General features: G+C 68.1%; 20 protein-coding genes. 9 read left to right on the plus strand and 11 right to left on the minus strand.

Annotated features, from left to right (window positions below):
- Window positions 1-77: 77 nt before the first annotated feature.
- A complete protein-coding gene (gene dop / locus NA12_RS20765; RefSeq protein WP_067453636.1) occupies window positions 78-1,577 on the minus strand; it encodes a depupylase/deamidase Dop in 1,500 nt (499 codons plus the stop codon).
- A gap of 148 nt (window positions 1,578-1,725) precedes the next feature.
- Between dop and NA12_RS20770 the strand changes: the two genes are divergently transcribed.
- Window positions 1,726-2,907 (plus strand): DUF418 domain-containing protein, encoded by a 1,182-nt coding sequence (locus tag NA12_RS20770; protein ID WP_067453639.1) that lies wholly within the window; start codon window positions 1,726-1,728, stop codon window positions 2,905-2,907.
- A gap of 1 nt (window position 2,908) precedes the next feature.
- Here NA12_RS20770 and NA12_RS20775 read toward each other — a convergent pair whose 3' ends face one another.
- The gene (locus tag NA12_RS20775) at window positions 2,909-3,634 is read right to left on the minus strand and encodes a TetR/AcrR family transcriptional regulator (protein ID WP_243654997.1); all 726 of its coding nucleotides are present in this window, start codon (window positions 3,632-3,634) and stop codon (window positions 2,909-2,911) included.
- Between the two features lie 126 nt (window positions 3,635-3,760).
- Between NA12_RS20775 and NA12_RS20780 the strand changes: the two genes are divergently transcribed.
- The 3 genes from NA12_RS20780 (at window position 3,761) to NA12_RS20790 (ending at window position 5,666) form a co-directional block, all read left to right on the plus strand.
- Window positions 3,761-4,060 (plus strand): DUF6412 domain-containing protein, encoded by a 300-nt coding sequence (locus tag NA12_RS20780; RefSeq protein ID WP_243654996.1) that lies wholly within the window; start codon window positions 3,761-3,763, stop codon window positions 4,058-4,060.
- A gap of 94 nt (window positions 4,061-4,154) precedes the next feature.
- Window positions 4,155-5,039 (plus strand): membrane protein insertase YidC, encoded by an 885-nt coding sequence (yidC, locus tag NA12_RS20785; protein WP_067453645.1) that lies wholly within the window; start codon window positions 4,155-4,157, stop codon window positions 5,037-5,039.
- 75 nt (window positions 5,040-5,114) lie between these two features.
- Window positions 5,115-5,666 carry an NUDIX hydrolase gene (locus tag NA12_RS20790; RefSeq protein ID WP_067453648.1) on the plus strand — a complete coding sequence of 184 codons (552 nt, stop codon included), beginning with the start codon at window positions 5,115-5,117 and terminating at the stop codon, window positions 5,664-5,666.
- Window positions 5,667-5,675: 9 nt separating this feature from the next.
- On the opposite strand, the gene NA12_RS20795 is transcribed toward NA12_RS20790, so the two are convergent.
- On the minus strand, window positions 5,676-6,044 hold the full coding sequence (locus NA12_RS20795; RefSeq protein WP_067453900.1) for an arsenate reductase family protein: 369 nt from the start codon (window positions 6,042-6,044) through the stop codon (window positions 5,676-5,678).
- A 59-nt stretch (window positions 6,045-6,103) separates the two neighbouring features.
- Between NA12_RS20795 and NA12_RS20800 the strand changes: the two genes are divergently transcribed.
- Complete coding sequence (locus tag NA12_RS20800) at window positions 6,104-6,607, plus strand: nitroreductase/quinone reductase family protein (protein ID WP_084472952.1); 504 nt, start codon at window positions 6,104-6,106, stop codon at window positions 6,605-6,607.
- A gap of 52 nt (window positions 6,608-6,659) precedes the next feature.
- Here NA12_RS20800 and NA12_RS20805 read toward each other — a convergent pair whose 3' ends face one another.
- From NA12_RS20805 to NA12_RS20835, 7 genes are all read right to left on the minus strand, one after another.
- Window positions 6,660-7,802, minus strand: a complete 1,143-nt coding sequence (locus tag NA12_RS20805; RefSeq protein ID WP_067453651.1) for an ABC transporter substrate-binding protein — start codon at window positions 7,800-7,802, stop codon at window positions 6,660-6,662.
- A 13-nt stretch (window positions 7,803-7,815) separates the two neighbouring features.
- On the minus strand, window positions 7,816-8,580 hold the full coding sequence (locus tag NA12_RS20810) for an ABC transporter permease (protein WP_067453654.1): 765 nt from the start codon (window positions 8,578-8,580) through the stop codon (window positions 7,816-7,818).
- On the minus strand, window positions 8,577-9,446 hold the full coding sequence (locus NA12_RS20815) for an ABC transporter ATP-binding protein (RefSeq protein ID WP_243654995.1): 870 nt from the start codon (window positions 9,444-9,446) through the stop codon (window positions 8,577-8,579). Before NA12_RS20815 ends, NA12_RS20810 begins: the two co-directional genes overlap by 4 nt.
- Window positions 9,446-10,387, minus strand: a complete 942-nt coding sequence (locus NA12_RS20820) for an ABC transporter permease (protein WP_243654994.1) — start codon at window positions 10,385-10,387, stop codon at window positions 9,446-9,448. The genes NA12_RS20815 and NA12_RS20820 overlap by 1 nt, the downstream gene beginning before the upstream one ends.
- 82 nt (window positions 10,388-10,469) lie before the next feature.
- Window positions 10,470-11,513 carry a TIGR03842 family LLM class F420-dependent oxidoreductase gene (locus NA12_RS20825; RefSeq protein WP_067453657.1) on the minus strand — a complete coding sequence of 348 codons (1,044 nt, stop codon included), beginning with the start codon at window positions 11,511-11,513 and terminating at the stop codon, window positions 10,470-10,472.
- A gap of 26 nt (window positions 11,514-11,539) precedes the next feature.
- On the minus strand, window positions 11,540-12,958 hold the full coding sequence (hydA, locus tag NA12_RS20830) for a dihydropyrimidinase (RefSeq protein WP_067453660.1): 1,419 nt from the start codon (window positions 12,956-12,958) through the stop codon (window positions 11,540-11,542).
- The gene (locus NA12_RS20835; RefSeq protein WP_067453663.1) at window positions 12,958-13,797 is read right to left on the minus strand and encodes a nitrilase-related carbon-nitrogen hydrolase; all 840 of its coding nucleotides are present in this window, start codon (window positions 13,795-13,797) and stop codon (window positions 12,958-12,960) included. The genes hydA and NA12_RS20835 overlap by 1 nt, the downstream gene beginning before the upstream one ends.
- 122 nt (window positions 13,798-13,919) lie before the next feature.
- Here NA12_RS20835 and NA12_RS20840 point away from each other — a divergent pair, with 122 nt between their 5' ends.
- The 3 genes from NA12_RS20840 to NA12_RS20850 all read left to right on the plus strand — a co-directional run bounded on the left by NA12_RS20840 (window position 13,920) and on the right by NA12_RS20850 (window position 17,470).
- Window positions 13,920-15,314 carry an aminotransferase class I/II-fold pyridoxal phosphate-dependent enzyme gene (locus NA12_RS20840; protein WP_067453912.1) on the plus strand — a complete coding sequence of 465 codons (1,395 nt, stop codon included), beginning with the start codon at window positions 13,920-13,922 and terminating at the stop codon, window positions 15,312-15,314.
- 190 nt (window positions 15,315-15,504) lie between these two features.
- Window positions 15,505-16,626, plus strand: a complete 1,122-nt coding sequence (locus tag NA12_RS20845; RefSeq protein ID WP_067453667.1) for a methyltransferase — start codon at window positions 15,505-15,507, stop codon at window positions 16,624-16,626.
- 163 nt (window positions 16,627-16,789) lie between these two features.
- Complete coding sequence (locus NA12_RS20850; RefSeq protein ID WP_067453914.1) at window positions 16,790-17,470, plus strand: peptidylprolyl isomerase; 681 nt, start codon at window positions 16,790-16,792, stop codon at window positions 17,468-17,470.
- Between the two features lie 300 nt (window positions 17,471-17,770).
- On the opposite strand, the gene arc is transcribed toward NA12_RS20850, so the two are convergent.
- Entirely contained in the window at window positions 17,771-19,531 is a 1,761-nt protein-coding gene (gene arc, locus NA12_RS20855; RefSeq protein WP_067453670.1) for a proteasome ATPase, read from the minus strand.
- Between the two features lie 188 nt (window positions 19,532-19,719).
- On the opposite strand from arc, the gene NA12_RS20860 reads away from it, so the two are divergent.
- Window positions 19,720-20,250: a WKL family lipoprotein gene (locus NA12_RS20860; protein WP_067453673.1), complete on the plus strand. Its 531-nt coding sequence runs from the start codon at window positions 19,720-19,722 to the stop codon at window positions 20,248-20,250.
- Window positions 20,251-20,343 lie beyond the last annotated feature (93 nt).

The raw sequence follows: 20,343 nt of genomic DNA on the forward strand, positions 1-20,343 counted from the left end.
CCTACAACCCTACCGAGCAGATCCGACAAGGTGGTCGATAGCGATCGGATTGTCGCGCAGTCGACCCCTCGACTCGCTCAATGGGTGAGCTGTTCGACCAGTTCCGCCGCCGTGCGCGAGCCATCGAGCAGCCTGCCGACGTGCGCTTTCGTGCCCCGGCGCGGTTCCAGCGTCGGAATCCGGACCAGTGAATCGCCACCGAGATCGAAGATCACCGAATCCCAACTGGCGGCGGCGATATCGGCGCCGAAACGACGCAGGCACTCACCACGGAAGTAGGCGCGGGTGTCGGTGGGCGCGTTGGTCATCGCGTCGAGCACCTGCTGTTCACTGACGAGCCGCTCCATCGACCCACGAGCGACCAGGCGGTTGTAGAGCCCCTTGTCCAGGCGAACATCGGAGTACTGCAGGTCCATCAGGTGCAGTTTGGGTGCGGCCCAGCCCAGGCCCTCCCGGCTGCGCATGCCCTCGAGCAGCCGTAGTTTGGCGGGCCAGTCGAGCAGGTGCGCGGCCTCCATCGGATCGCGCTCGAGCAGGTCGAGGACCATCGCCCACTTGTCGATGATGTCGAGCACGCGCGGATCCTCGTTGCCTTCGCGCTGGACGAACTTGGCGACGCGCTCGTGGTAGAGCCGTTGCAGCGCAAGGCCGGTCAGCTCGCGCCCGTCGGCCAGCGCCACGGTGGCGCGCAGCGTCGGGTCATGGCTGATCTGGTGCACCGCGGTGACCGGGCGGGCCAACTGAAACTCCGAGAGGTCCTCGCCCGCCTCGATCAGGTCGAGCACCAGCGCGGTGGAGCCGACCTTGAGATAGGTCGACATCTCGGCGAGGTTGGCGTCACCGATGATCACGTGCAGCCGCCGGTACTTGTCGGCATCGGCGTGCGGCTCGTCGCGGGTGTTGATGATGCCGCGCTTGAGGGTGGTCTCCAGACCGACCTCGACCTCGATGTAGTCGGCCCGCTGGGACAACTGGAAACCGGCGTGGTCACCCGATTGGCCGATGCCGACCCGGCCCGCGCCGCAGATCACCTGGCGGGAGACGAAGAACGGGGTCAGTCCCGCGATGATGTGGCTGAACGGGGTGTCGCGGCTCATCAGGTAGTTCTCGTGAGTGCCGTAGGAGGCGCCCTTGCCGTCGACATTGTTCTTGTACAGCTGCAGCCGGGGCGCTCCCGGCACACTCGACGCGTGCCGGGCGGCCGCCTCCATCACCCGCTCGCCCGCTTTGTCCCAGATCACCGCGTCGAGCGGGTCGACGACCTCGGGCGCGGAGTACTCCGGGTGGGCGTGGTCGACGTAGAGCCGGGCGCCGTTGGTGAGGATCATGTTGGCCGCGCCGACCTCGTCGGCGTCGATCACCGGGGCGGGCCCGCTCATCCGGCTGAGGTCGAAACCACGCGCGTCACGCAGCGGGGATTCCACCTCGTAGTCCCAGCGGGTGCGCTTGGCTCGCGGCACCCCCGCCGCGGCGGCATAGGCGAGAACGGCCTGCGTGGAGGTGAGGATCGGGTTGGCCGTCGGCTCCGTGGGGGTCGAGATGCCGTATTCGACCTCGATTCCGATGATGCGCTGCATACAGTCGAGACTAGGCGACGCGCTGTACCCGCACCCGCATCTCGGCCCAGCGGGGCCGTGTGAGGTCGGCGGCATCCCCCGAGAGGGGGACCCCGGAATCGCCCTCACGAGCGATCCGCCGGGCCGCTCACGCGCCGATACTCGGTACATGACCGAGGCCGCCGTACCCAGCACCGCAACCCGCGTCGAACCGGGGCCGACTCGCCTGGTCGCACTGGATGTGCTGCGCGGCATCGCGATCCTGGGCACCCTCGGTACCAATATCTGGATCTTCACCCACGCGTCGGGCATGGTCGGCTACCTCGACGAGCTCGCCGCGACCCCCGACAACGCCGGGATGTGGTTTGAGCGGGTGCTCCAACAGCTCGCGCAGGGCAAGTTCCTCGGCCTGCTGACGGTGCTGTTCGGGATCGGCCTCGCCATCCAGCAGGGTTCGGCGCGGCGGGCGGGCCTTTCGTGGCCCGGCACCTACCCGTACCGTGCGGGGCTGCTGCTGCTCGACGGTGTGCTGAACTTCGCGCTCGTCGCGGAGTTCGATGTCCTGATGGGTTACGCGATGACCGGCCTGGTCGTCGCCTATATCCTCGCGACCACCGAACGCGCACAGCGGCGTTGGCTGATCGTCGCCGCCTCGGTCCACGTGACGATGTTGACCTCGATCGCCGCCGCGTCGGCCTTCGCGTCACACCGGAACAGCGCCGACTCGACACCGCTGGATCCGAATCCCTACGCGGTCGGCTCCTTCTGGGATCTGGTGCTGTTCCGCCTCGACAACGCGCTGATCTTCCGGCTCGAGACGATCTTCGTGTTCCCGATGTCGGTGGCCCTGTTCCTGGTGGGCGCGCGACTGTTCCGGGCGGGCGTGTTCGGTCCCGAGGGCGCGTGTCTTCGACGGCGGCTCATGGTGATCGGGTTCGCCGTCGCCGCCCCGCTCGATCTCACGCTCGGCATCGCCGGCGGCGGCGACATCATCTTCGTCACGCGCTACGGGACCGCGCCGTTCGTCGCCCTCGGTATTGTGGCCGCGATCGCCGAGTTCGCCTTGCGCAAGCCACATTTCGGTGTCGCGGGCACCCGACTGAGCGAGGTCGGCCGCACCGCGCTCAGCTGCTACATCCTGCAGAACCTGCTCGCTGGAATCCTCTGCTACGGATGGGGTTTCGGATTGGCGGCGCGGGTCTCGGATTCGGCGCGGGTGCCGTTCACCGTGGCGATCTACCTGCTCGTCGCCGCCGCGATCATCACCTTCGCGCACCTGTGGCTGCGCCGTTTCGAGCGCGGACCGGTGGAGTGGCTGTGGAATCGGACCTATCGCGCGCTGGCCGGCTGAGTCAGCGCAGCCGCTGATCGGGCGGCGGGGCCGCGTCCGGCGCGATGAGCAGGTCGGCGATGAGCGAATCCCGTTGCAGCGGAACACCGAGACTGCGGGCATTGCCCTCGAACAGCGACAGCACCGACTCGGTCAGAATGCCCTGCACCTGTTCGAGGGTGAGCACCGGTTCCGGATCCGCGCGCCAACTCGCCACGACACCGTCGACGAGACCGACCATGCCGAAGGCCATCGGCCGGCCGCGCGCCGGATCGATACCGAAGCGAGCCAGCGTCGCCGCGAAGATGTCGGCGAGCTGTCCACCCACCGCGCGACCCGCGCCACTGAGGCTCGGTGCGCCCTGCGGCGCCGCGTCGCCGAGGAAGCGGTGCAGGTTCGGGTGACGCTCGATCCAGCCGAGATAGGTACCGACGGCGCCGCGCACGGCCTCTTTGAGGGTGCCGTCGGACTGCAGCGCGGGCATCAGTTCCGCGAGCAGTAGCTCGAGGATGCGCTGGCGTGCCAGCGCGTCGAGTTCGGCGCGCCCACCGACATGGCGGTAGACCACCGGTCGCGGCAGTGCCAGATGCTCGGCGATCAACTGCACCGAGATCTCGAGACCGTGCTCCTCGATCACCTCGATCGCGGCGTCGATCATCTCCGCGCGACGACGCTCTTTGTGCCCGTGCCAGCGGGTGGCGCGACCGTCGGCGGCGGTCTGATCGGCGTGCGCGGATGGTGCAGTCACAGTGCTCACGATACCCGTGCCGATATTGACCGTGACACCAAGTTCCACTAATTTTAGTGTTACCTTCCATAACATCTAATGCGAACGCCGGCAACACCACTGTCGACCGCCGGTATGCTCGGTGGCGTGCAGGCACGGGCGATGGTGATGGCGTACGCGGTTCTCGCGTGTGTACTGCCCGCCTTCGTGCTCCTCTCCGCACCGGGCGGCGAGACCACGCGCATGCTCGCGTTCGGTGCTGTCGCCGCCGCACTGGTGTGCGCGCTGGTCGCGGTCACCGGCCGCGGCCACCTACCTGTCCGGGTCGCGAGCGTGGGTCCGCCGCGTTCGGCACAGCGCCGATTGCGCGGTTGCTTTCTGCGACAGAGCAATCCGGATGCCGCCGGTCGTCCACGTCCACGAGCGCCGGGGATCGATCACCGCTGACAGGTGCCGCGCCGTCGGCGCCGCCTGTCGGATCTCGTGATCCCACTCCCCCTTTCGTGCCTTCGCGCACGCCGCACGGACAGGTCGTCCCGTCATGCTCGATGTCGTCTATTTCCCCGTGTCCGCGCTCCTGTGGTGCTGGCACCGACTCTTCGCGATCCCCCTCGGCGCGGCCAGTGGTCTCGCCTGGCTTCTCGCCGTCGTCGCGCTGGTCGTCACCGTCCGCGCGCTGCTCGTGCGCACCGCGTTCCGACAAGCCCGCTCCCAGCGAATTCTGCGGTCACTGCAACCCCGGGTGGACGCCATTCGCCGCACCCACCACGATGACCCGCGCGCCCAGGCCGAGAAGGTCCGGCTGCTCCACCGCGAGCACGGCGTGAGCATGTTCGCCGGGTTCGTCCCCTTGATCGCGCAGGGACTGGTCTTCCTCGGTCTGTTCCATGTGTTGCGCTCGTTCGACCGCACCGGCGCCTACGCGGTCGGCCCGTTCACCGCCACGGACACCCCACTGTCGGTCGAGGTCAACAACGCCACCGCCAACTACCTGTTCGGCGCACCCGAGGTCCGCGCGTTCCTCGCGGCCAGGTTGTTCGGCGCACCGCTGTCGGCGACCCTGTCCGGCGCGGGTGAGGTTGTCGTCGCGGTCGCCGTGCTCGCCGTCCCGCTGGTGTTGATCGCCGCCCTCGCCACGCACTTCACCGCTCGGCTCACCCCGGCAGTCGAGGACAACGGCACGGCCGCGATCATGCGCACATTGTCGCTGTGGGTGTTCCCGGCGGGTGCGCTCATCGGCGGCGCCGTCCTGCCTGTCGTGGTGCTCACCTATTTCGCCACCAACGCCCTGTGGACCTGCGGCCAGCAGTATCTGATCCGGCGCACCCTCGCCGCCGAGGAATCGGCGAAGCAGGCCGTGATCGCCACAGTGGCCCGCGCAGCTGCTCCGCGACCGGGGGTGAAGCCGCAACGCCGGAAACGATGAATCGCGAGCCGGGCGCTGAGCCGCGCGCCTGGTCGACGCGCGCCGGTCAGCGCTCGCGGCGGCTACCCTCGGGCGGTGTCAGCGAATCCGGAGGACGAACTGCTCGCCGTCTACGATGCCCAGGGGCTGGTGATCGGCGAGGCCGATCGGGGCACCGTCTACCGCGAGGGCCTGTGGCATGCGAGCGCGGGGGTCCTGGTGCGCTCGGCCGACGGAACCCGCGTGTACGTGCACCAGCGCACCGACAGCAAACTCGTCTTCGCCGGCATGCACGACTGTCTCGCGGGCGGGGTGGTCGACGCGGGCGAAGACCCGGCCGACACCGCGATCCGCGAACTGCGCGAGGAGTTGGGCATCGTCGTCCCCGTCGGCACGGTTCTGCCCGTGCGCGCCACCGTGTCCTGGGACGGCGTCTGGGCGGGCCGCGCGCTGCGTTGCCACCTGTTTGGCTACGAGTACCGCCACGACGGGCCGATCGCGCACCAGCCGTCCGAGATCGCGGACGGCTGGTGGTGGACCGATGCCGAACTGCGTGCGCACCTGCGTGATCCGGCGTGGCCGTTCGTTCCCGACACGCGGGCGATCGTGGACGGCCTGCTCACCGGAGACGACGGCGCGCGTCGGTGAGACCCGCGATCAGTCGAGCGAGCGCAGCGATTCCTCATCGCGCGCCAGCACCGCGCCGCCGTCGGCGGTGAGCACGATGGGCCGCTGGATCAGCTTCGGATGCTGTGCCAACGCGGTCAGCCACCGGTCCCGATCCGCCTCGGTGCGCCCCCATTCCGCCATACCGAGATCCTTGGCGATCTGCTCGCCGGTGCGGGTGATGTCCCACGGCTGCGCATCGAGTCGCGCGAGCACCGCGCGCAGTTCCTCGACCGTCGGCGGGTCGTCGAGGTAGCGCCGCACGGTGTATTCCACGCCGGCCGCGTCGAGGTGGGCGGTGGCGTTGCGGCTCTTCGTGCAGCGCGGGTTGTGCCATATCTCGGTCTGCCCAGATGTCATCTCCGCAGCGTAGGTCACCTGCGCTGCAAGGACGCCCGCGCGTGGCGATACTGGGGGCCATGAGCGATTCCGTGTCTCCCGAAAACCCTTACGGCACACCGACGACCACCGGCCCCGAGCCGATCCGCTCCTTTCAATCCACACTCAATACCGTCGTCCGCGGCCTGCTGAAGGTGCCGATCCTGTCCGGCATCGTCGGCAAACGGCTGGCCACCCTGCACGTCGTCGGCCGCAAATCCGGCGCCGTCTACGACATCCCGGTCGCCTACACCACGCACGGCGGCGACCTGCTGATCGGCACGGCGCTGCGCCCGTGGGTGAAGAATCTCCAGGGCGGCGCGCAGGTGCGCCTGTCGCGGGGCGGCGCACCCGAAACCTTCACCGCCACCGTGTACACCGACGAGCAGCAGGTCCTCGAGCTGTACGCGGTGATCGCGCGCGACAACAAACAGAACGCGAAGTTCAACGGCATCGGCTACCTCCCCGACGGCGAACCGTCCAAGGCCGACATCTACCAGACGTGGCAGCAGGGCGGTGTGGTCATCGGGCTCACCCCGCGCTGACACCCGCCGACGGTCCATCGCCTCGTCCCGGTGGACCGTCGCGCGTGGGTGACTACTTGCCGCCCTCGGTCGGAGTGACCTGGGTGGGCTGGTAGTTCGCGCCCGTCACGTCAACGCCCGCGGCCTTCAATTGGTCGAGGGCCTTGGTGACGTATTCGGTGGTGTAGGCCTCGGCGTCCGGGTTCTCGGTGAGAACCGTCGCGCCCTCGGCGTTCTTGGTGTTCTTCGCGATCGACACCGTCCGATCCCACGCGGTCTTGTCGATGGTGCCGATGCCCGTGGGTGAGGGCCAGATCAGTTTGTTCACCTCGTTGATCTGCCACTGCTGGTGCCCGGCGCCGAGCGTGGCGCCCGCCGCGACGGTGATGTCGCGGCAGGTGTCGAGGTTGTCGCGGCAGAAGGCCCAGCCCTTCAGCGAGGCGGTCAAAAACTTCACCGTCTGATCCTGGTACTTGCTGTCCTTCAGCTTCTCGGTGTTGGCCCACAGGGCGTCCTGCAGCATGGCCACACCTTCGTCGTTCCAGTCGATGGTGGTGAAATCGTCTGCGGTGTAGAGCTTTCCGGTGGCCGGGTTCTTCGTCTCGAGCAGCTGGGCGTACTCGTTGTAGGACATGGCCTGCGCGGCAGCGATGTCCTTGGCGAGGAAGGCGTTCATATCGAACTGCTGCTGGACCAGCTTCACGTCCTTCGCCGGATCGATGCCCGCCTTGGTCATCCCGGCGAAGAGTTCGAATTCATTGCCGTAGCCCCAGTTTCCGACGGTCTTGCCGCGCAGCGCGGCGGGCCCGGCGATGTTGTCGGCCTTGAACGACACCTGCTTGGTACCGGATCTCTGGAATATCTGGGCGATCTCGGTGATCCCGGCGCCCGCCTCCCGCGACGCGAGGGCCTTGGGCACCCAGGCGACCGCGTAGTCGGCCTGCCCCTGGGCGAGCACCGTCTGCGGCACGATGTCGGTACCGCCGTCGAGGATCTGCACCGACAGGCCCTGCTCCTTGTAGAACCCCTGGTCCACCGCGGCCAGGTAGCCCGCGAACTGTCCCTGCTTGAACCATTGCAGCTGCAAGGTCACCTTGGTGAGGCCGTCGGCGGTGGTCTCGGAGCCACTGTCGGTGGTACTACAGCCGGTCAGCGTGGCGGCGGCCAACGCGGCCAGCGCCAGCGCGGTACGCCACCGGAATGTGGTCTCGGTCATGGACGGATCTCCCTCATCGGATCGTGGACAGCAGTGGGGTTCGGGGGCGGCGGGTGAGATATTCGAGCAGCAGCACCGCGGCCAAAAACACCAGGCCCACGCCCATCGCACCGACGACGTAGGCCCAGGCCCGCGGATAGGCAGTGTTGGCCGCGGCGGAGGTGATCCGGCTGCCGAGTCCGTTCTGCAGGCCGCCGAAATACTCGGCGATGACGGCCGCGATGACCGCGCCGGGCGCGGCGATCCGCAGTCCCGTGAACAGGTGCGGCAGCGCCGCGGGCAGGCGCACCACCCGGGTGATCTGCCAGCCCGACGCGGCGTACGAGCTCATCAGGTCGGCCTGCACCTTCGGCACCTGCCGCAGCCCGCGCGCGGTGCTCACGAAGACCGGGAAGAACACGACGATGGTGACGACGAGCCGTCGCGGGGTCTCGGTGGTCGTGGAGTACATCGAGTTCAGCAACGGCGCCAGCGCCACGATCGGCACCGCGGCGGCCGCCGCGGCCACCGGGGTGAGCAGCCCGTCGATCAGCCGGAACCGCACCGCGAGCACAGCGGCGGCCAGGCCGAGGATCGTGCCCGCGACGAACCCGACCAGCGCGTTCGCACCGGTGACCAGGGCAGCGTCCAGGATGCGACCGGCGTTCTCGGTGAACTGCGCGGCGATCGCGCTGGGCGCGGGCAGCAGGAACGACGGCACGCCCGCGACCACGGTGAGTATCTGCCACAGCGCGAGGATGACGACACCGACCACCAGCGGTGGCAACCAGATCCTCATCGCGGACCCTGTTCGCCCGCGACCGTGTGGTCGTGCTCGCCGCGCAGTGCCGCGCGCACCGCGGCGACGGCGGCGAAGAACTCACCGGAGGAGCGAACATCGCTGTCCGCCTGCCGATCCCAGCCACCGGTGGCCACGATGTCACGGATTCGGCCGGGTCGCGCGGACAGCACCACCACCCGGTCCGACAGGTACACCGCCTCGGGAATCGAGTGCGTGACGAACACGACGGCGGCGCCGGTCTCCCCCGCGATGCGCAGCAACTCCCCCTGCATGCGTTCCCTGGTCATCTCGTCGAGCGCACCGAACGGTTCGTCCATCAGCAGCAGCGACGGTTCGCGGGCCAGCGCCCGGGCGATCGCGACGCGCTGCTGCATGCCGCCGGACAGTTCGGCCGGGTACCGGTCGGCGAATTCACTGAGCCCGGCCATGGCGAGCAGCTCGGCACTGCGTGCCCGGCGCTGCGCCTTGGGTACCCGGTGCAGTTCCAGAGGTAGTTCGACATTGGCTGCGACAGTGCGCCATTCGAGCAGACCGGCCTGTTGGAACGCGATGCCGTAGTCCTGGTCGATCCGGGCCTGACGCGCGGACTTGCCGTGCACGGTGACAGTGCCGCTACTCGGCGTCTCCAGGTCGGCGATGATCCGCATCAGCGTGGACTTGCCACAGCCCGAAGGCCCGATGAGCGAGACGAATTCGCCCGCCGCGACAGTGAGTGAGACATCGGACAGCGCTGTCACCGCACCCGCGGCGAAGGTCTTGCCGAGTGCGCTCAGCTCGACCGCGGCAGCGACCGGCGCGCCCGGATCGGCGACCGAGGGGGTCATGGCTGCTTCTTCCTGAAACATCGTGGTGGAGATGGTCATCAGCGTTCTACCGTTGGGCCGGTGCTGGGCGGATGGCTGTAGCGACGCAGCGCCAGTTCCACCAGTCCGACCAGCGCGGTGAGGACGACGCCGAGCAGCGCCGCGGTCAGGACAGCGGCGTAGAGCCGAGCCGAATCACCGGTGGCCTGCTGGGAGAACACGATGATCTGGCGTCCGATCCCACCGGCGGTGCCGGTCGAGATCTCGGCGACGACCGCGCCGACCACCGCAGCCGCTGCGGCCAGTCGCAGCGCCGGAATCAACGACGGGACCGCGGCGGGAAATCGCAAGCGCCGCAACGTTGCCCACCACCCGGCCGAGCAGCTGCGCAGCAATTCGACCGAAGCCGCCGACGGCGCCTGTAGGCCGCGCAGCATCCCGATGGCGATCGGGAAGAAGGCGAGATAGGCCGCGATCACCACGATGCTCATCCACGGCCGCCACGGCTCACCACCGATGGCCAGTTTGCCGCCCCACGCGGCGACCAGCGGCGCGAGCGCGATCAGCGGAACCGTTTGCGAGAGCACCACATAGGGCAGCAGCGCGCGCTCCAGCCAGCCGAACCGCTGCATCGCGACCGCCAGCGCCACGCCGACCACCGCGCCGAGCGACAACGCGAGCACCGACAGCCCCAACGTGAACATCGCTGTGCGCACCAGTGTTTCGCCGACGGTGCCGTTGCCGTCCGGCTCGCCGAGCACGGTGAACACCGCCCAGACGTGCGGGAGCGCACCGTCGCTGGTGCGCGGAAGCACTCGGGTGCCCGCGATGCGCACGCCGTCGGCGGGCACCAGAACCTTCACCAGCTCCCAGACCACCGCCACGAGGGCGAACGCGCTCACCGCGTAGACCGCGCGCAGCAATCGGGTTCGGCCGGGGGTGGCGGCCCGGATCTTCGGCGGGACAACAGCTGTCGCCGGATCGATGGTCGCGGTGGTCACCGACCCACTCCCGCCCGGCCGTGCCCGACGAGCGTCACCGCGCCACCGGTGTTCGACGACCATCCCGGGGTACGACCGGCGATCATGTCAGACCGGCCGCTTGTATCGCGGTGACCTGCTGGTTCAACCGCGGCAGAACCTGCTCACCGTAGGCCTCGAGCGTGGCCGTCTTGGCATCGTGCTGCAAATACACCGCGAATTGGCCGACACCGAGCTTCTCCAGCTCCCACAACCGGTCGAGCTGCTCATCGGGGGTCCCGATCAGGCAGAACCGGTCCACGATCTCGTCGGGTACGAACGCGGCATGGGTATTGCCCGCGCGCCCGTGCTGGTTGTAGTCGTAGCCCTGCCTGCCCGCGATGTAGTCGGTGAGCGCGGCCGGAACATCGCCGCCCGTACCGTATTTCGCGACGATGTCGGCCACGTGGTTGCCGACCATGCCGCCGAACCAGCGACATTGGTCACGGGCGTGTTCCAGTCCGGCCCGCGAGCCATCGGTGACATAGGCGGGCGCGGCGACGCAGATCTGTACCGACAGCGGATCTCGGCCTGCCGCTGCCGCCGCGGCGCGCACCTTGCCGATGGTCCACGCGGTGATGTCGGGGTCGGCCAGTTGCAGGATGAACCCGTCGGCGACCTGCCCGGTGAGTTCGAGGGCCTTGGGCCCGTACCCGGCCACCCACACCTCGAGCCGCGACTCGGCGGCCCACGGGAAGCGCACCTCGACCTCACCCACGCGGGCGCTGCGGCCGTTGCCGAGTTCCCTGATCACCTCCACCGATTCGCGCAGGGTGGCCAGCGTCGTCGGCTTCTCGCCGAGGGTGCGGACCGCCGAGTCACCACGCCCGATGCCGCAGATCGTGCGGTTGCCGAACATCTCGTTGAGCGTGGCGAAGGTGGACGCCGTCACCGTCTGGTCCCTGGTCGCCGGATTGGTGACCATGGGGCCCACGGTCACCTTCCGGGTAGCCGCCAAGATCTGGCTGTAGATCACGTAGGGCTCCTGCCACAGCAGGTGCGAGTCGAAGGTCCACACGTGCGAGAACCCGTGCGTCTCCGCCACTCTGGCCAGTTCGATCACCCGCGACGCGGGTGGGGTGCACTGCAGGACCACGCCGATGTCCATGGGCGCTCTCCCTTTCGGAATAGGTTCTACACGAGGTTCTGTGACAGGCCGCGCCGGATGAACCGGCCGTGCCCGGCCCGACCGTGGTAGGCGCCGTCGTCGACGATCACCCGGCCGCGCGACAGCACCGTGTCGACATGCCCGTCGATCTCGAAGCCCTCCCACGCGGAGTGATCCATGTTCATGTGGTGGGTCTTGCCGAGCCCGATGCTGGTGTGCCCGTTGGGGTCGTAGATCACCACGTCGGCGTCGGCGCCCGGGCTGATCACGCCCTTGCGCGGGTACATGCCGAACATCCGGGCCGGGGTGGTGCAGCACACCTCCACCCACCGTTCCAGCGAGATCCGCCCGTCCTTGACGCCCTGGAACAGCAGATCCATCCGGTGCTCGACCCCGCCGATCCCGTTCGGGATCTTGCTGAAATCGCCTACGCCGAGCTCTTTCTGATCCTTCATGCAGAACGGGCAGTGGTCGGTGCTCACCGCGGTGACGTCACCGGTGCGGATGAAGCGCCACAGCTCGTCCTGATGGCCCTCCGCACGCGAACGCAGCGGCGTCGAGCAGACCCATTTGGCACCCTCGAAACCCGGTGCGCCCAACTGCTCCTCGAGCGAGAGGTACAGGTACTGCGGACAGGTCTCGGCGAACACGTTCTGCCCGTTGTCGCGCGCGGTCACGATCTGCTGCATGGCCTGTTTCGCCGAGACGTGCACCACGTACAGCGGGGCACCGGTCAACTGCGCCAGCATGATCGCGCGATGGGTGGCCTCCTCTTCCATCTGCCACGGACGGCTGGTGCCGTGGAAGTAGGGCGAGGTGTCCCCGCGCGCCAGTGCCTGTTCGACGAGGACGTCGATGGCGATGCCGTTCTCCGCGTGCATCATCATCAGCGCGCCCAGCTCGCCTGCGGACTGCATGGCGCGCAGGATCTGGCCGTCGTCGGAGTAGAAGACGCCCGGGTAAGCCATGAACAGCTTGAAACTGGTGACGCCTTCGCCGACGAGTTCGCTCATCCCCTTCAGGGATTCGTCGTTGACATCGCCGATGATCTGGTGGAATCCGTAGTCGATCGCGCACTGCCCGGTGGCCTTGTCGTGCCATTGCGCGAGGGTGTCCTGCACCCGCTGGCCCGGTTTCTGCACGGCGAAGTCGACGATGGTGGTGGTGCCGCCCCAGGCCGCGGCCCTCGTCCCGGTTTCGAAGGTGTCGCTGGCCTCCGTGCCACCGAAGGGCAGCTGCATGTGCGTGTGTCCGTCGACGCCGCCGGGGATCACGTACTTGGCGGTCGCGTCGATCACCGTGTCGGCGGCGGCGGCGAGGTCGGCGCCGAGCGCGGTCGAACCCGGTTGCAGGACAGCGACAATCGTCTCGTCCTCGATCAGCACGTCGAGCAGCTGGGACCCGGTCGCGCTCACGACCGTCCCGCCGTGGATGAAGGTGCGCATCAGGGGGTCACCAACGGTCCGTAGGCCTCCGGGCGGCGGTCGCGATAGAAAGCCCATCGCTCGCGCACAGTTTTGATCAGATCCATGTCGAGATCGCGAACTACCAATTCCGGTGCGGTATCGGAAGCGACCTCGCCGACGAACTTGCCCTCGGGGTCGACGAAATAGCTCGTACCGTAGAAGTCGTCGTCGCCGTATTCGCTCTCGATACCGACCCGGTTGATCGCACCGATGTAATACTCGTTGGCCACCGCCGAGGCCGGCTGTTCGAGTTTCCACAAATAGCTGGAAAGCCCCCTCGACGTCGCGGACGGATTGAAGACGATTTCCGCGCCCGCGAGCCCGAGTGCCCGCCAGCCCTCGGGGAAATGGCGGTCGTAGCAGATATAGACGCCCACTCTGCCGACCGCGGTATCGAATACCGGCCAGCCGAGATTACCCGGTCGGAAGTAGAATTTCTCCCAGAATCCGGTGACCTGCGGGATATGGTGTTTGCGGTATTTTCCCAGGTAGGAGCCGTCCGCATCGATCACCGCCGCCGTGTTGTAGAGCAGGCCGTCCATCTCACGCTCGTACACCGGCAACACCATCACCAGGTTCAGTTCGGCGGCCAGAGCGGCGAACCGCTCTGTCGTCGGACCCGGGACCGATTCGGCGTACTCGTAGAACTTCACGTCTTGTAGCTGGCAGAAATACGGGCCGTAGAACAGTTCCTGGAAGCAGATCACCTTCGCACCCTGCGCCGCCGCCTCCCGTGCGTAGTCTTCGTGGGCTTTGATCATGGATTCTTTGTCACCGGTCCAGGTGGTCTGGACGAGCGCCGCTCTGACGATTCCCATGCTTTGTTATACTGCACCTACAACTGATTCTGTTGTGTTACAAGAGCGCGGAAACAGTTTCGGTGCCGTAAACGTTGGCGGCGCACCCGGGATCGGCCGCGTACCACCCGCAGAATGAGTCGATGACCGAAGCGTCGCCGACCGCACTACCCGCGGACTTCGCCGGGGACCTCGACGAACGAACCGCCGCCGGGATCGCCGCCGCGATCGGTCGGCGCATCCGCTCGGGCGCACTCGCCCCCGGCACCCGGCTGCCCACCGTGCGCGAGGTGGCCCGCGAACTGCGGGTCTCCCCCGCCACCGTCAGTCAGGCCTGGCGCGCGCTGGCCGCGACCGGCGCGATCACCGCGCGCGGACGGGCGGGCACCTTCGTCGGCGAGCAGCGCGAGGCACCGATCGGGCGATACCAGCGCCTGCACGCCCACTCCGACAACGCCTTCCGCGTCGACTTGTCACACGGCACCCCCGACCCGGCGCTGCTGCCCGATCTGGCCGCCGCACTGCGGGCGCTCTCGCGCGATGCCGCACCGGGCGATCTGTCGGCCCACTATCTCGGTGAGGCGGTGCTGCCCGTGCTCGCCGAGACGCTGCGCGCGGACTGGCCGTGGCCGTGCGAACGGCTGACGGTCCTCGACGGCGCCCTCGACGCGGTGGACCGACTGCTCGCCGCCCACGTGCGCTTCGGCGACCCCGTGATCGTCGAGGATCCGTGCTTTCCGCCCTTCCTCGACTTGCTCGCGCGCGTCGGCGCACGCCCGATCGCCGTCCGGCTCGACGAATCCGGTTTCCGGCCAGTGGAATTCGCACGCGCGTTCGACGGCCCACCACCGCGCGCGGTGATCTTGCAGCCGCGTGCCAACAATCCGACCGGCGCCTCCCTCAGCGCGGCCCGAGTCCGAGAACTGGCCGCGCCACTGGACGCGCACCCGGCGCTGATCATCGAGGACGACCACTCCGCGGGGATCGCGACCACCCCGCTGCGCTCGCTCGCCGCGCGTTTCCCCGATCGCGGGGTCTACATCCGCTCCTATTCCAAGTCGCACGGCGCCGATCTGCGGCTGGCCGTCGCGGGTGGACCCGCGGCACTGCTGGATCCGGTGGTCGAGCGCCGGATGCTCGGACCGGGGTGGTCGAGCCGCCTCCTGCAGCGGGTGCTGTCGACGATGCTCAACGACGCGGGGGCCGGCGCCACCGTCGCGGGCGCGCGGCGCGAGTACAGCAGGCGCGCCACTGTGCTGCGCCGTGCGCTGGCCCGCCACGATGTGGTCGTGGCACCCGGCGACGGCATCAACCTCTGGCTCCCGGTCTCCGACGAGAACGCCGCGCTGATCAGCCTCGCCGCCGCCGGCATCAAGGCCGCGCCGGGTGGCCCGTTCGAAGCGGGCGAACGGCCCGCAGGCGACCATCTGCGACTGACGCTGGGTACCCTCGGCGACACCGACATCGCCTGGCTCGCCGCCGAACTCGCCGCCGCGACCACCGCCGCCCCCACCTACCGACGCATCCGCCGCCCCTGACCAGCACTGCCGCGACACCGATCCGGCAGAATGGACCATTCCTCACTCGGAAAGGCGGCAGTGGTGACGTTCGGCACGACCCTCGGCGACGCGGTAGTACGTCTGCCGATGCGATAGCGACCAACCGAGCCCGACGTCGCGACGTCGACGTCCTCGTGTCACCAGCACCGTCGATCACCGGGAGCAGCCCGTGTCCACCATCACCTGGACCGAAGACCACGTTCAGTACACCGCCGCCTGGCATTCGGAGAACGGCGCGCCCGCACCACGCACCGTCACCGTGGCCGACGACCGGCTCTCGGCCGATCACGCCTACCGCCGGGTCAAGGCGGGGGAGGCGCTGTTGTGGCAGGGCGATTTCCACAACGGCCGCCAACTCCTGCAGGCGCTGGGCCGCCGCGTCGACCGCACCCCCGCGCGCAAGCCGCCCGCGGGCGATCTCGGCGCGCTCTACGAGCACGAACGGGCGAGACGACGCACCCGCGCGAGCCTGCTCGGCAGTCTCCTGATCCGCCTCGGCCCGGACTACGAGCTCGAGCTGCGCCGCGCGCCCGAGGTAGCGGCGGCGTGTGCGGCGGCCTACGGTCCGGCCGAGGCCGACCGCGTGGTCACCTTCACCGAACTGCTCGGCGTGGTGAGCGCCTACCGTTGGCGGCAGCAGGGCGTGGAGGTGCCGGCCCTCGGCGCGCGCGTATACCCCGACTACGGCGTATTCTCCCCTACCCGAAGCGAATACGTGGATCTCGTCGCGGACGCACCCCTGGACCCCGAGGTGCGTACCGCGTTCGATCTCGGTACCGGCACGGGCGTGCTCGCCGCCCTGCTCGCCCAGCGCGGAGTGCCCGAGATCGTCGCCACCGATATCAACCCACGGGCGCTGCGCTGCGCCGCCGACAACGCCGAACGTCTCGGCTTCGCCCGGGCGATCACCGTGACCGGGCCCGCCCTCTACCCGCCCGGTCGCGCCGATCTCATCGTGTGCAATCCGCCCTGGCTGCCCGGCGTGCCGACCTCGGACCTGGAACGTGGTGTCTACGACCAGAATCAGTCGATGCTCACCGAGTTCGCCCGCGACCTGCGCGCGCACCTGACCCCCGACGGCGAGGGCTGGCTGGTGCTGTCCGACCTCGCCGAACTACTCGGGCTGCGTCCGGTCGGCTACCTCCCGCGCCTGTTCGACGACGCGGGCCTGCGCGTGCTCGACACGCTCACCACGCGTCCGCGCCACCCTCGCGCGACCGATCGCGATGACCCACTCGCCGCGGCGCGCACCGCCGAGACGACCACGCTGTGGCGCCTGCGGGCCGGCTAGCGACGCCCCTCGCCCCGCGGATCGGCCCGCGAACATCGCATTCTGTGTCGATCACACGACGAGCCGACCGGATCCGGTGGTCTCTCCCCCACGAGCCGATGCGACTGGCAGGATGCGCGGTACATCGTCCGCCAGCACCCGCTCCCGAGGAGACCTCGCCAAGGTGACCAGCATTTCGCAGGACCGACCGTTCATTCGCGCGCTCGTGGGCATCGGCATCGCCGCGACCGCCCTGGTGGCTCTGGCCCCCGCCGCGCAGACCGCACCGAAGCATCAGGCGGTGATCCCCGGCTGCACGCCTGCCGTGGCGGGTCAGCCCAACGGCAAGCAGTGGCCCATCGAGCCCGCCTTCACGATCGACACCACGGCGAGCCACACAGCCATCCTGGACACCACCTGCGGCACCGTCACGATCTCCCTGGCCGCCGCCGCGGCTCCGCGCACCGTGAACTCGTTCGTGTTCCTGGCGAGTCAGGGCTACTTCGACCACACCCGCTGCCACCGGCTCACCACCGGGGGCATCTTCGTGTTGCAGTGCGGCGACCCCACCGCCACCGGCATGGGCGGCCCCGGCTACAAATTCGCCGACGAGAACCTCGCGGGCGCGGTCTACCCGGCGGGCACCGTCGCGATGGCCAACGCGGGCCCGGGCACCAACGGCAGCCAGTTCTTCCTCGTCTACCGCGACACCCAGCTGCCCCCGAACTACACCCCCTTCGGCACCATCACCGGCGGTATGGACGCGCTCACCACGGTCGCGAACGCCGGTGTGGCGGGCGGCGGCGCCGACGGCACCCCCTTCGCCGACGTGGTCTTCAACACGGTGACCACCACCCAGGGCTGACCCACCGACGACGAGGGCCGCGTCTCCCGTTCGGGGAGACGCGGCCCTCGTCGCAAGTGGTGGTTCGATCAGCCGGCGCTGATCGAACTGAACAGGTTCTGGATGGTCTGCAGGATGATCTGGGTCAGCAGATCAGCGATGGAACCGGCCATGACAACGCTCCTCGTAAGTCCTCATCAGGTGAAACGAACAAGTGAAGCGTGCCCTATTCACTTGTTGCCGCGCAGCGTTTCGGTGAAAAAAAGTGAACAGAAACGCGAAGGCCGCGCCCCACCGGGACGCGGCCTTCGCAGCTGGTGATTACAGGTACTGACCCGTATTGGACTCGGTGTCGATCGCTCGGCTGGCCGAGGCGTTCTTGCCGGTGACGAGCGTGCGGATGTAGACGATCCGCTCGCCCTTCTTGCCCGAGATCCGTGCCCAGTCATCGGGATTGGTGGTGTTGGGCAGGTCCTCGTTCTCGGCGAACTCGTCGACGATCGAGTCGAACAGGTGCTGAATCCGCAGACCCGGGTTACCCGTGTCCAGGACCGACTTGATCGCGTACTTCTTCGCCCGGTCGACGATGTTCTGGATCATCGCGCCGGAGTTGAAGTCCTTGAAGTACAGGACCTCCTTGTCACCGTTGGCGTAGGTGACCTCCAGGAACCGGTTGTCGTCGCTCTCGGCGTACATCCGCTCGACGACCTTCTCGATCATCGCCTCGACGCACGCCTGCTTGTCGCCGTCGAACTCGCGCAGATCGCTCTCGTGCAGCGGCAGCGTCTCGGTGAGGTACTTCGAGAAGATGTCCTGCGCCGACTCCGCGTCGGGGCGCTCGATCTTGATCTTCACATCGAGACGGCCCGGCCGCAGGATCGCGGGGTCGATCATGTCCTCGCGGTTGGACGCACCGATCACGATGACGTTCTCGAGGCCCTCCACACCGTCGATCTCCGAAAGCAGCTGCGGCACAACGGTGGTCTCCACATCGGAGGAGACACCGGAACCGCGGGTACGGAAGATCGAGTCCATCTCGTCGAAGAACACGATCACCGGGGTGCCCTCGGAAGCCTTCTCGCGCGCCCGCTGGAAGATGATCCGAATGTGGCGCTCGGTCTCACCGACGAACTTGTTGAGCAGCTCGGGACCCTTGATGTTGAGGAAGAACGACTTGGCTTCCTTGGCATCCTGACCACGCGATTCGGCGATCTTCTTGGCGAGGGAGTTGGCCACCGCCTTGGCGATCAGCGTCTTACCGCAGCCGGGCGGGCCGTAGAGCAGCACACCCTTGGGCGGGCGAAGCGCGTACTCGCGGAACAGATCCTTGTGCAGGAAGGGCAGTTCCACCGCGTCGCGGATCTGCTCGATCTGCCGGCCGAGGCCACCGATGTCGGTGTAGTCGACGTCGGGAACCTCTTCCAGCACAAGGTCTTCGACCTCGGCCTTGGGAACGCGCTCGAACGCGAAGCCCGCCTTGGTGTCGACCAGCAGCGAATCACCGGGGCGCAGTTTGCGAATCGGCGAATCGGGGTCTGCCATGTCGTCGTTCTCGGCGATCTTGGACAGCGGACCCGACAGCCACACCACCCGCTCCTCGTCGGCGTGACCGACCACGAGAGCGCGCCTGCCGTCGTCGAGAATCTCACGCAGCGTGCCGATTTCGCCGATGGCGTCGAAGTTTCCGGCCTCGACGACGGTGAGTGCCTCGTTGAGCCGCACAGTCTGGCCGTATTCCAGTGCGTCGGCGTCGATGTTGGGCGAGCAGGTGAGGCGCATCTTGCGACCGGAGGTGAAGACGTCGACCGTCTGATCCTCGTAGGCGTGGATGACGATGCCGTAGCCGCTCGGCGGTTGTCCGAGGCGATCGACTTCCTCGCGCAACGCGATCAGCTGTTGGCGCGCTTCTTTGAGCGTGTCCATCAACTTGCCGTTGCGGATGGTCAGCGAATCGATCCTGGCTTCCAATTCGCGAGCGCGATCCGGCGAATCGGCGAGTTGTCTGCGAAGAGCAGCCGACTCGGCACGAACCGCCTCGAGCTCTCGCCAGGCCGCCGAATCCGAATTCTCGTTGGGGCTCATGATGCTGCTCCTCCCAGTCCCGGTCTATCAACGCTACCGGGCGCGGTCCGTTCTCGCTTTCCGACATGGTTTCGTCGTGATCACATCTTGTACGGTCGGTACGACATCAACCACATATTTGTACCTGTTAGGCTGCCCTAACACCCCGTCCGGGGCAACTCGCTGAACGAGTCGAAAGGTTGCTGTCCATGCTCCTTCCTCCCCGTACGATCCGTGTCGCCGTCGCGACCGCCGCGACGGCTCTCGCCGTCACCGTCGGACTGACCGGCTGCGGCGACTCCGACGATTCCTCGACGAACGCCACCACGAGCAGTACCAGTATCGCGGCCGCTCCGTCCAGCGTTTCGGCAACTCCGGCACCTTCGGGTGGCAACGCCGCCGCCCCCACCGCTGATTCCCTGAAGGCGACGCTGATCAAGTTCGGCGATCCCGCGCTCTCCACCGACGACAAGGCGAAGCTGATCGTCAACGGCGATGCGCACAAGTCCAACATCGATCAGATGAACGGCATGCTCGCCGGCTACACCCTCACCTTCGCCGTCGACAACGTCGTGACCAGCGGTAACACCGCCACCGCCGATGTGACGATCACCTCCCCGCACGGCACCGCGCCCGCGTTCCCGGTCACCTGGCAGCAGGAGGGCGGTACGTGGAAGCTCTCCGACGCCAGCGGCTGCCTGCTGCTCGGCTTCGCACAGGCCCCCTGCGCGCCCGCCTGATCGATCGCAAGCGCCCGGCTGGTGGCCGGGTACCACCGGGACCGCACCGCCGCCCTGAACGGCACGTAGGCCGCGAGATCCCCTGGCTGATCC

Origin of the sequence: Nocardia alba NBRC 108234 (genome assembly GCF_001612665.1) — a bacterium.
GTDB lineage: Bacteria > Actinomycetota > Actinomycetes > Mycobacteriales > Mycobacteriaceae > Nocardia > Nocardia alba.